The organism is Escherichia sp. MOD1-EC6475, assembly GCF_003046645.1.
GTDB lineage: Bacteria > Pseudomonadota > Gammaproteobacteria > Enterobacterales > Enterobacteriaceae > Escherichia > Escherichia ruysiae.
Map to the genome: position 1 here is coordinate 60,708 of NZ_PZKQ01000030.1, position 11,688 is coordinate 72,395.

The window sequence follows — 11,688 nt, forward strand, 5'->3', positions numbered from 1 at the left end:
TCAGGAGAAGTAGTTCAACAAGGTCGCAATTACCGTGCGTTGATTGACGGGCGACAAATTGTAGAACAGAGGAAGGCGCAGCAGGCGCTCGCTCTCTTTGGTGGTGTAGCGATCTTCGCCGTGGAACTCACCAAAGCGTTCACCCGCAGGGCTTGCGTGTAGCGGAATATAATGGAACACCGCCATAATTTCCGCTTCTTTCAGGAAGTTAATCAATGCGCTCCGGTCATCATTATCCCGCAGCTTAATGTAGAACATATGCGCGTTCTGCACGCAGCCATCTGGAATCGACGGCAATTCGATACGCCCGGCTTTCGCCAGAGGTGCTAACGCATCGTAGTAGTTTTGCCACAACGCCAGACGTTGCTGGTTGATACGTTCGGCGGCTTCCAGTTGCGCCCACAGGTACGCAGCTTGCAGATCGGACATCAGATAGCTGGAACCAATATCACGCCAGGTATATTTATCGACCTGACCACGGAAGAACTGGCTGCGGTTAGTGCCTTTTTCACGGATGATCTCGGCACGTTCAATCAACGCTTTATCGTTAATCAGCGTCGCACCACCTTCACCGCCCGCCGTGTAGTTTTTGGTTTCATGGAAGCTAAAGCAGCCAATATGACCAATGGTTCCCAGCGCACGCCCTTTGTAAGTGGACATCACGCCCTGCGCGGCATCTTCCACCACAAACAGGTTATGCTTTTTCGCCAGCGCCATAATGGTGTCCATTTCACAGGCCACGCCCGCGTAATGTACCGGCACGATAACGCGCGTTTTGTCGGTGATCGCCGATTCAATAAGCGTTTCGTCGATGTTCATGGTGTCCGGGCGGACATCCACAAAGACGATTTTTGCTCCACGCAGCACGAAGGCGTTGGCGGTGGAGACAAAGGTGTAGCTCGGCATGATCACTTCATCGCCCGGCTGGATATCGAGCAGCAGCGCCGCCATCTCCAGCGAAGCGGTGCAGGACGGCGTCAGCAGCACTTTGGCACTACCAAAACGTTGCTCCAGCCACTGCTGGCAGCGACGGGTAAAACCGCCATCGCCGCACAGTTTGCCGCTACCCATTGCCGACTGCATATAGTCGAGTTCGGTTCCTACCACCGGCGGTGCGTTAAATGGAATCATGTGATCACCTGTATAACCAGTACGCGGTGCTTTCTACATTCGCACCACTTTGTATGTATCGTTTAAGCGCGGCGGTGTTGCCCATCTGGGTCGCCACCCGCAATGTTTTTTTACCGCGAGCATACGCCCAGTTTAGTGCCGCTTGCATCAGCTGCGCACCGGAGCCACGGCCTGCCAGCAAGCCAATGCGCGCGTCAGTGGCATTCAATTCTCGTAGAGAAACATAGCCACAAATATCACCAGACGCTGAGCGTAAAATCAGGCATTGATGATCAAAAGTGCCGCGTACGGCGTTTTCAATCCACTGTGCATAAAAGCGGCCACTGGCGTCAGGCGCATACCACGGCGCACGAAAACGGCTTTGCGCAAATGCCTCACTGGCTAACTGGCGTAGCACTGGAATATCTGTCTCTTGTGCCACTTCTGCGTCGCTATCACTTGCGTTGTTCACGGGCAGTACCAAATCAACTTCCCCCTCAACCAGTGAGAATCCCAGTTGTTGCAAGGCGTCCAGCTCATCGGTATTTGATGCGGCAATTTTGGCCTGCACCCGTGACCACGGCGCTAAGGCGTCTGACGTCAGGAGTGGCGCGTCAGGACTAATGCGCACAATGGCGCTGTTGACACCAAAGAAGGTGTTTTCCCAGGTTAGTGGTTCAATTCTGGCGCGAATGGGCATTGTGTGACTCCCTCAAAACAGTCATTCACTGTAATCAGCGCCAGACCCCTTTGGTATCCACGACATACTGCTGTTTAACATGTTCGCCGCTAATGGCTTTGAACTGACTGTGATCGACCAGCATCACCAGCACATCTGCCGTTGCCAGTGCGTCGTCAAGCTGCGCCAGAGTGCAAAGTCCGATCAGTTTTTTCGGCAACTGGTGAATATTCGGTTCAACAACCAGCGTTTCACCGCTGTGCCATTGAGCGATCAGTTCAGCGATTTCCATTGCCGGACTTTCGCGCAGATCATCAATATTCGGTTTAAACGCCAGACCAAAGCAGGCAATTTTCAGCTCGCTGGCGCGTTTATCCGTAGCGGACTGGCAGTCGGCAACCACCGCTTTGACCTGATCGATAACCCAGAAAGGTTTGTTGTCATTCACTTCGCGCGCGGTACGGATAAGCCGCGCCTGCTGCGGGTTCTGTGCCACGATAAACCACGGATCAACTGCAATACAGTGACCACCCACGCCAGGCCCAGGCTGAAGAATATTGACTCGTGGATGGCGATTCGCCAGGCTAACCAGTTCCCAGACGTTAATCCCCTGATCGGCACAAATCAGCGATAGTTCGTTAGCAAAAGCAATATTCACATCGCGGAAGCTGTTTTCAGTCAGCTTACACATTTCCGCCGTCCGCGAGTTAGTGACGACACACTCACCTTCGAGGAAAATTTTGTATAATTCGCTGGCGCGCGCAGAACAAACCGGCGTCATACCGCCAATCACACGGTCATTTTTAATCAACTCGACCATCACCTGCCCCGGCAACACGCGTTCCGGGCAGTAAGCAATGTTGACGTCCGCCTGCTCGCCCACTTGCTGCGGGAAAGTCAGATCTGGACGCATCTCTGCTAACCATTCTGCCATCTTCTCAGTTGAGCCCACCGGCGAGGTGGACTCAAGGATCACCAGCGCGCCTTTTTTCAGTACTGGCGCAATGGAGCGGGCAGCCGATTCGACGTAAGTCATATCCGGTTCATGATCGCCTTTAAACGGCGTAGGTACAGCAATCAGCCAGGCATCCGCCTCAACCGGCGTTGTGCTCGCTCGTAAAAAACCACCTTCTACGGCAGTTTTTACCACACTCGCCAAATCAGGCTCGACGATATGGATTTCGCCACGATTGATGGTATCAACCGCTTGTTGGTTGATATCGACACCAATCACCTGTTTTTGCCGGGAGGCAAACGCTGCCGCCGTTGGCAGCCCAATGTAACCCAGTCCAATGACAGAAATGGTCGCAAAACTCATAGTGATATCCGATTATTTTTTAACGCTTCCAAAATGCGAGAGCATGCCTGACCATCACCATACGGGTTATGGGCGCGGCTCATAGTTTGATATTCATTTTCGTCTTTTAAAAGACGCGTCACTTCCTCGACAATTCGTTGCTTATCCGTGCCGACCAGACGCACCGTACCCGCAGTCACCGCTTCCGGACGTTCAGTGGTATCGCGCATCACCAGCACCGGTTTACCCAGTGAAGGCGCTTCTTCCTGAATACCGCCAGAGTCAGTCAAAATCAACCAGGCGTGGTTCATCAGCCAGACAAACGGTAAATACTCCTGGGGATCGATCAGAATGACATTTTTCACATGCCCCAGAATGCGGTTTACCGGTTCTCTGACGTTCGGGTTGAGATGTACCGGATAGACAATCTGGATGTCCTGATGAGTGGTGGCGATTTCTGCCAGTGCGTGGCAAATTTCTTCAAAACCACGACCGAAGCTCTCACGTCTGTGACCGGTCACCAGAATCATCTTCTTATCGGGGTCGATAAACGGGTAATTTTCCGCCAGTTCAGAACGCAGCGTATCGCTGCTCATCACTTGGTCGCGCACCCACAGCAAGGCGTCGATAACGGTATTGCCGGTGATAAAGATTCGGCTATCAGCGACGTTTTCACGCAGCAGGTTTTGCCGCGAGGTTTCAGTAGGGGAGAAATGGTACATCGCCAGATGACCGGTCAGCGTGCGGTTAGCCTCTTCCGGCCAGGGTGAATAGAGATCGCCCGTACGCAGTCCGGCCTCTACGTGACCAACAGGAATACGCTGATAAAACGCCGCCAGACTGGTGGCCAGCGTCGTGGTGGTATCGCCGTGTACCAGCACCACGTCCGGTTTGAACTCGGCAAGAATAGGTTTTAATCCTTCAAGAATTCGACAGGTTATCTCTGTCAGGCCCTGTCCTGGCTGCATTATGTTGAGATCGTAGTCAGGTACAATGGAAAAGAGTTTCAGCACCTGATCGAGCATCTCCCGATGCTGCGCAGTGACGCAAACTTTAGCCTCAAAAAAAGGATCTTTTGCCAACGCATGCACCAGCGGCGCCATCTTGATGGCTTCCGGGCGCGTACCAAATACAGTCAGTACTTTCACATCGATTCTCTTTGAATAAGCGGCGAGCGCCTTTGCGCTCACCGCAGCTGTGTTGCTATTTCGAGCAACGGCGGGTTAATGCGACACCAGCCCCGATCAGCCCCCCGACAATGCCCCACATAATCATCAGGAAGGCACGACGTGGGCTATCGCGTTTTACCGGTTCTTCCGGCGTACGCAAATAGCGATAGGTCTGAAAACGCGGATCCAGGGTTGGACCTACATTAAGGGTGTTTAACATGGCCCGATTCTGATCATAGTCGAGATCAAAGGCCGGACCGACGGCCTGTAAGTTTTCTAACCGCGCCTGCAGCATAGGGCGACCCAGCAAAAACATTTCTGAATCAGGCAATTCATCCGCAGGGACATCTGTCGCACTACGAGAAATATTATGTTGCTCGGCGATTTTGAGCGCCTGCTCAATGCTGTTTACCCGGCGGTCGTAGATCGCTTTCGCCACTTCTTCCTGACGTTTCACCTGGGCTTTCATTTGGATAGTGCGTGCTGCCCATGCGCCTTTCAGCTCATCATTCAGATGGCTGGCAGCGCGCTGACTGGCAAATGCGACATATTGACGCAGCAGATTATTGGCATCAGGGGCAGTTTCGGCAATCAATTTAACGTTATCATTGATCGCGCGGGTGAAATCACCGGGAATAAACTGGATGTTGTTGATCATTTCATCCAGCAAAGCCGCATCAGCTTTACTGTTACCGACCATCCGCTGTTTGTAATAATCCGTCTGCAGCCAGAAATCGCGGCGGGTGTCCCACGACGCCAGCTGCATAACAAATTCTTTATAGGCTTCGTCCATGACCGATGGTTGGTCGGCAGGAGCCATGTTCGAACGGATGTCCAGGTTACGCAAAAACTGCTGCTGCGAGTAGTATCCCCCCAGCATATTCACCGTTGGACGATCGGTAATCGCCGTCGCGCTCCACTCCTGGCGGGCGAAAAATGTATATGCCAGCGCAATTAACGCAAACGCCAGCCCCATGCCAATAATCCACAGCTTCCCAGCCCACAAGGTACGAAACAACCCACGAATATCCAGTTCATTTTCAGCGTCTTCGGCTGGTTTCCCAGGCATTGGTTGCGTCATTACATCCTCGTTTATTTGGTTAAGTTGGGGCTGCCACCACGGTTTCTGCGCAGTCGGCGTTTCACACGCTTAATAAAGCGAGCAACCTTCCAGGCGCGCTTAATGCAATAGCCATAGAGGAAGAATGCTAGCAAAAAGAGCACCAGCATGACCCATTCAGGGACAAAATGAGAATATTCTGCCAACACGCCAATGGAGGCAAGCAGTGCAGCAGCAAGGGTAATCAGCACAAATGCCTGACGAGAAGTAAAGCCGGCGCGCATGATTAAATGATGAATATGCTGGCGGTCAGGAGAGAACGGACTCATGCCTTTACGCAGGCGACGATACATAATTGCCACCATATCCATTAGCGGAATGGCGATTATCCATAATGCAGTCACCGGGCTAATCGGATGCGTTTTGCCCTGGGTGGTTTCCAGCAGGATCCAGATTACGGTAAAACCAATCAGTGTACTGCCCGCATCGCCCATAAAGACTTTATAGCGACGTCCCAGAATACCGAGGTTGAGCATGATGTAAGGCAGGATGGCGGCGATCATCGCAAAGCACCAGATAGCGAGGCTGGTTTGCCCGTCGAACCACAAAATCATGCCAATTGCCGCAAATGAGACGCAGGATAAGCCGCCCAGCAAACCGTCAATGCCATCAACCATATTGAAAGCATTAATTGCCGCCCAGACTGCAAACAACGTCAGGAAATACCCAAACGGTCCGAGTACCATCTCCCAGTCGCCAAAAATATAGCCAAGGCTACTGAGATAAAGTTTGCCGAACACCATCATAATGATGCCAACAGCGGCCTGTATGGTGGCTCGGATTTTTACGCTGATATCAAAACGGTCATCCAGTGCGCCAATGAACACCAGGACGCCAGCGCAAGCCAGGTAGAGAGATGCATGCGGAATGTAATAATCGACAATTCCGAACGTAAAGCAAATCCCTGCATAAACTGAAATACCCCCAACGAGCGGTATCAATCCCTGGTGACGTTTGCGGAAGTTAGGTTTATCCACTAAACCGACTTTTTTTGCTACCTTGCGGGCAAAAAACAGAAACAGTGTCGTGAATAAAAAAATACTGATGAGATCAGTACTCACTGTCAGTAAATTCACAATGCATGCTCTCAGAGAAAATTATTAGCAGAAGTATACCCACGAAGACCTTTATTCAGAAGGGAAACTACTTTCTGAACCAATCAGACTTGTGTAAAAACCAACCACTCGCGACGAAAATCGTATAAAACACCCGCAAAAACCAGGAATTTTCCCACTATCACAGGCATGCTGCTAAGATTACAGATATAAAAGCAAAACGCCACGTAAACACGTGGCGTTTTTAGCATAAGACAAATTTATGAGCGTTTCATCATCTCAAAGAAATCGTCATTCGTCTTGGTCATCGCGAGCTTGTTAATGAGGAATTCCATTGCGTCGATTTCGCCCATTGGGTGAATGATTTTGCGCAGGATCCACATTTTCTGCAGCTCTTCCTGAGTGGTGAGCAGTTCTTCTTTACGCGTACCAGAACGGTTGTAGTCGATAGCCGGGAAGACGCGTTTTTCAGCGATCTTACGAGAGAGGTGCAGCTCCATGTTACCGGTGCCTTTAAACTCTTCGTAGATAACTTCGTCCATTTTTGAACCCGTATCGATGAGCGCCGTGGCGATGATGGTCAGGCTGCCGCCCTCTTCAACGTTACGCGCCGCACCGAAGAAGCGTTTCGGACGATGCAGTGCGTTAGCGTCCACACCACCGGTCAACACTTTACCAGAAGCCGGAACGACGGTGTTGTAAGCACGTGCCAGACGAGTAATAGAGTCAAGCAGAATGATAACGTCTTTCTTGTGCTCAACCAGACGTTTCGCCTTCTCGATCACCATTTCCGCAACCTGAACGTGACGGGATGCCGGTTCATCAAAGGTAGAAGCGACAACTTCCCCTTTAACCAGACGCTGCATCTCGGTTACTTCTTCCGGACGTTCGTCAATCAGCAGAACCATCAGCACACAATCCGGGTGGTTGTAAGCAATGCTCTGAGCAATGTTCTGCAGCAGCATGGTTTTACCGGCTTTCGGCGGTGCCACAATCAGACCACGCTGACCACGACCGATTGGCGAAGCCAGATCCAGCACGCGAGCGGTCAAATCTTCAGTAGAACCGTTACCACGTTCCATACGCAGACGAGAGTTTGCGTGCAGCGGAGTCAAGTTCTCAAAGAGGATTTTATTGCGGGCGTTTTCAGGTTTATCGAAGTTAACTTCATTAACTTTCAGCAGCGCAAAATAGCGTTCACCTTCTTTCGGCGGGCGAATCTTACCAGAGATGGTATCACCAGTGCGGAGGTTGAAACGGCGGATTTGGCTGGGAGAAACGTAGATGTCATCAGGACCGGCGAGGTAGGAGCTGTCTGCGGAACGGAGGAAACCAAATCCATCCTGCAATATCTCCAGTACGCCATCACCAAAGATATCTTCGCCACTCTTTGCGTGCTGCTTCAGGATGGCAAAAATAATGTCCTGCTTACGCATACGAGCCAGATTTTCCAGCCCCATATTTTCGCCGAGAGTGATCAGCTCAGAAACCGGCGTATTCTTTAATTCGGTAAGATTCATAGTGGTGTGAGTTCTTAAACTTGGGGTAAATCTCGAACTTAATGTTGTGAATGGTATGGCAGGATCATCCATGCCTGTTTACGGTCATCGACTCATGTCTTTTCGCTGTCTGGTCACAGGAAAGTACGCAGAACTGAAACGACAAGACGGATTGAGTGACAAACCAGAAATCTGTTCACTTCGCATTAGATAAAAACGGGAAGCGTTGGATATTACAAGATTCAAACTTAATAAGGTAAGTTTAATACGAAGTCAACATTAAGTTAGCATGGCTCACGCCGGGCGTCCAGTTTTTAGCGACAGGGCACCCGAACATGACGTTCCCTTATGCCAGATTGGCGTCGAGGAACTCTTTCAACTGACCTTTAGACAGCGCACCGACTTTCGTTGCCGCCACTTCGCCATTCTTGAACAGCAGCAGAGTCGGGATACCACGGATGCCATATTTCGGCGCAGTGCCAGGGTTTTGATCGATGTTCAGTTTTGCAACGGTCAGTTTGCCCTGATATTCGTCAGCGATTTCATCCAGAATCGGGGCGATCATTTTGCACGGACCGCACCACTCTGCCCAGAAATCGACGAGAATTGCCCCGTCCGCTTTGAGTACATCCGTGTCAAAACTGTCGTCAGTCAGGTGAATAATTTTATCGCTCATATATAACTCCACAGGAATAAGCCTGGCGTGTTGGTTTCGTTGTTGGTGTAACATTAACCAACTAAAGGTTGACTTTATTTCACCGGATACGCTTTCGTAAAGCAATAGTAAGCTGATATTCTATCACACTATGAGCAAAACACATTTAACAGAACAGAAGTTTTCCGACTTCGCCCTGCATCCGAAAGTTGTAGAAGCCCTTGAAAAAAAAGGGTTTCATAACTGTACGCCCATTCAGGCACTGGCTCTTCCGCTAACGCTGGAAGGTCGTGACGTAGCCGGGCAGGCGCAAACTGGTACCGGGAAAACGATGGCGTTTCTTACGTCTTCGTTTCATTACCTTCTCTCTCATCCCGCAATTGCCGATCGCAAGGTGAATCAACCGCGTGCCTTAATTATGGCACCGACGCGTGAACTTGCCGTGCAGATCCACGCCGACGCGGAGCCACTGGCACAAGCTACCGGCCTGAAGCTGGGTCTGGCTTACGGTGGCGATGGCTACGACAAACAGCTGAAAGTGCTGGAAAGCGGCGTTGACATCCTGATTGGCACCACGGGTCGTTTAATTGACTACGCCAAGCAGAACCACATTAACCTCGGTGCCATTCAAGTGGTGGTGCTGGATGAAGCCGATCGTATGTATGATCTGGGCTTTATTAAAGATATCCGCTGGCTGTTCCGCCGTATGCCGCCTGCAAACCAGCGCCTCAACATGCTGTTCTCCGCCACGCTTTCGTACCGGGTACGTGAACTGGCGTTCGAGCAGATGAATAACGCCGAATATATCGAAGTGGAACCGGAACAGAAAACGGGCCACCGTATTAAAGAAGAGCTTTTCTACCCTTCTAACGAAGAAAAGATGCGTTTGTTGCAAACGTTGATCGAAGAAGAGTGGCCAGACAGAGCGATTATTTTCGCCAACACCAAACACCGTTGTGAAGATATCTGGGGTCACCTGGCGGCAGATGGTCATCGTGTCGGTCTGTTGACGGGCGATGTGGCGCAGAAAAAACGCCTGCGTATTCTTGATGAATTTACCCGTGGCGATCTGGATATTCTGGTTGCTACCGACGTTGCTGCTCGTGGTCTGCATATTCCGGCAGTGACGCACGTCTTTAACTACGATTTGCCCGATGACTGTGAAGATTACGTTCACCGTATCGGTCGTACTGGCCGCGCAGGCGCAAGCGGTCACTCTATCAGCCTGGCGTGTGAAGAGTATGCATTGAATTTGCCTGCTATTGAGACCTATATTGGTCACTCAATTCCGGTAAGCAAATACAATCCAGACGCATTGATGACCGATCTGCCAAAACCGCTGCGCCTCACGCGCCCGCGCACAGGCAATGGTCCGCGTCGTACTGGTGCTCCGCGTAATCGTCGTCGTTCAGGTTAAATAAAATGTCATACTCAAAATCATTCAAACTGTATCAAGATGGCAAGAGAATGAATCCCGATGCGCTTATTGTAGCAAGTGATTCGGGTGAAAGAATGCAGCCAACGCAGAGACAGATTGAAGGATGAAGAATATGGGTTCCACCTCGTCGCTGTATGCAGCTATTGATCTCGGTTCAAATAGTTTCCATATGCTGGTAGTGCGCGAGGTGGCTGGAAGCATCCAGACGCTGACGCGAATTAAACGTAAAGTGCGTCTGGCTGCTGGCCTGAACAGCGAAAATGCCCTGTCTAATGAAGCAATGGAGCGCGGCTGGCAATGTTTGCGCCTGTTTGCTGAACGTCTGCAAGATATCCCACCATCGCAAATTCGCGTTGTCGCTACGGCGACGTTACGACTTGCCGTCAATGCCGGTGATTTTATTGCTAAAGCGCAGGAAATCCTCGGTTGTCCGGTACAGGTGATCAGCGGTGAAGAAGAAGCTCGCCTGATTTATCAGGGTGTTGCTCACACCACCGGCGGAGCCGATCAGCGCCTGGTCGTGGATATTGGTGGCGCCAGTACCGAACTGGTCACTGGCACAGGCGCACAAACCACGTCTTTGTTCAGCCTGTCGATGGGCTGCGTCACCTGGCTGGAACGCTATTTTGCCGATCGTAATCTGGGGCAGGAAAATTTTGATGCTGCAGAAAAAGCGGCACGCGAAGTGTTACGTCCGGTTGCCGATGAACTGCGATATCACGGCTGGAAAGTGTGCGTTGGCGCTTCCGGCACCGTGCAAGCATTACAGGAAATCATGATGGCGCAGGGAATGGATGAGCGCATTACCCTTGCGAAGTTGCAGCAACTGAAACAGCGCGCTATTCATTGCGGTCGGCTGGAGGAGCTGGAGATTGAAGGGTTAACGCTGGAGCGCGCATTAGTATTCCCGAGTGGTCTGGCGATCCTGATAGCCATTTTTACCGAGCTGAATATTCAGTGTATGACGCTGGCTGGCGGTGCTCTACGTGAAGGCCTGGTCTACGGCATGTTGCATCTGGCGGTTGAGCAGGATATTCGCAGTCGTACACTGCGTAATATTCAGCGCCGCTTTATGATTGATATTGATCAGGCGCAGCGCGTGGTCAACGTTGCCGCTAACTTGTTTGATCAGGTAGAAAAAGAGTGGCATCTTGAAGCGATTAGCCGCGATTTGCTAATCAGCGCCTGTCAACTTCATGAAATTGGCCTTAGCGTTGATTTCAAACAAGCGCCGCAACATGCCGCTTATCTGGTGCGTAATCTGGATCTTCCCGGTTTTACGCCTGCGCAGAAAAAGCTGCTGGCGACGCTATTGCTCAACCAGACGAATCCTGTCGATCTCTCATCGTTGCATCAACAAAATGCCGTACCGCCGCGCGTTGCGGAACAACTCTGCCGTTTACTGCGCCTGGCAATCATTTTTGCCAGCCGTCGCCGTGATGATTTAGTGCCGGAGATTACATTACAAGCCAACCATGAACAGTTGACCCTGACGCTGCCGCAAGGTTGGCTGGCTCAGCACCCGCTGGGTAAAGAAATTATCGATCAGGAAACTGAGTGGCAGAGCTATGTCCACTGGCCGCTGGAAGTGCTTTAACGTGTAATGTGCCGGATGCGATGCTGACGCATCTTATCCGGCAATAATTCCGCTTTCCGGTGCCGTGAC

At 51.2% G+C, this 11,688-nt stretch carries 11 protein-coding genes; 2 read left to right on the forward strand and 9 right to left on the reverse strand.

Annotation, left to right across the window (positions count from 1 at the left end; genetic code table 11):
- From rffA to trxA, 9 genes are all read right to left on the reverse strand, one after another.
- On the reverse strand, positions 1–1,131 hold the full coding sequence (gene rffA / locus A7589_RS10870; RefSeq protein ID WP_000612064.1) for a dTDP-4-amino-4,6-dideoxygalactose transaminase: 1,131 nt from the start codon (positions 1,129–1,131) through the stop codon (positions 1–3).
- A gap of 4 nt (positions 1,132–1,135) precedes the next feature.
- Positions 1,136–1,810 carry a dTDP-4-amino-4,6-dideoxy-D-galactose acyltransferase gene (rffC, locus tag A7589_RS10875; RefSeq protein WP_001122574.1) on the reverse strand — a complete coding sequence of 225 codons (675 nt, stop codon included), beginning with the start codon at positions 1,808–1,810 and terminating at the stop codon, positions 1,136–1,138.
- Positions 1,811–1,844: 34 nt separating this feature from the next.
- Positions 1,845–3,107 carry a UDP-N-acetyl-D-mannosamine dehydrogenase gene (gene wecC / locus A7589_RS10880; protein WP_105282523.1) on the reverse strand — a complete coding sequence of 421 codons (1,263 nt, stop codon included), beginning with the start codon at positions 3,105–3,107 and terminating at the stop codon, positions 1,845–1,847.
- A complete protein-coding gene (gene wecB, locus A7589_RS10885) occupies positions 3,104–4,234 on the reverse strand; it encodes a non-hydrolyzing UDP-N-acetylglucosamine 2-epimerase (RefSeq protein ID WP_010355040.1) in 1,131 nt (376 codons plus the stop codon). Before wecB ends, wecC begins: the two co-directional genes overlap by 4 nt.
- A gap of 55 nt (positions 4,235–4,289) precedes the next feature.
- Entirely contained in the window at positions 4,290–5,336 is a 1,047-nt protein-coding gene (wzzE, locus tag A7589_RS10890) for an ECA polysaccharide chain length modulation protein (protein WP_000193458.1), read from the reverse strand.
- A gap of 11 nt (positions 5,337–5,347) precedes the next feature.
- Complete coding sequence (wecA, locus tag A7589_RS10895; protein WP_001050953.1) at positions 5,348–6,451, reverse strand: UDP-N-acetylglucosamine--undecaprenyl-phosphate N-acetylglucosaminephosphotransferase; 1,104 nt, start codon at positions 6,449–6,451, stop codon at positions 5,348–5,350.
- A 239-nt stretch (positions 6,452–6,690) separates the two neighbouring features.
- Positions 6,691–7,950 carry a transcription termination factor Rho gene (gene rho / locus A7589_RS10900; protein WP_001054527.1) on the reverse strand — a complete coding sequence of 420 codons (1,260 nt, stop codon included), beginning with the start codon at positions 7,948–7,950 and terminating at the stop codon, positions 6,691–6,693.
- An 84-nt stretch (positions 7,951–8,034) separates the two neighbouring features.
- Positions 8,035–8,136, reverse strand: coding sequence for a rho operon leader peptide RhoL (gene rhoL, locus A7589_RS10905; protein ID WP_010345119.1), 102 nt, complete (start codon positions 8,134–8,136; stop codon positions 8,035–8,037).
- A gap of 139 nt (positions 8,137–8,275) precedes the next feature.
- Positions 8,276–8,605, reverse strand: coding sequence for a thioredoxin TrxA (trxA, locus tag A7589_RS10910; RefSeq protein ID WP_001280776.1), 330 nt, complete (start codon positions 8,603–8,605; stop codon positions 8,276–8,278).
- Between the two features lie 130 nt (positions 8,606–8,735).
- Between trxA and rhlB the strand changes: the two genes are divergently transcribed.
- Complete coding sequence (gene rhlB, locus A7589_RS10915) at positions 8,736–10,001, forward strand: ATP-dependent RNA helicase RhlB (RefSeq protein ID WP_000047511.1); 1,266 nt, start codon at positions 8,736–8,738, stop codon at positions 9,999–10,001.
- 133 nt (positions 10,002–10,134) lie between these two features.
- Positions 10,135–11,619 (forward strand): guanosine-5'-triphosphate,3'-diphosphate diphosphatase, encoded by a 1,485-nt coding sequence (gppA, locus tag A7589_RS10925; RefSeq protein WP_000535974.1) that lies wholly within the window; start codon positions 10,135–10,137, stop codon positions 11,617–11,619.
- Positions 11,620–11,688 lie beyond the last annotated feature (69 nt).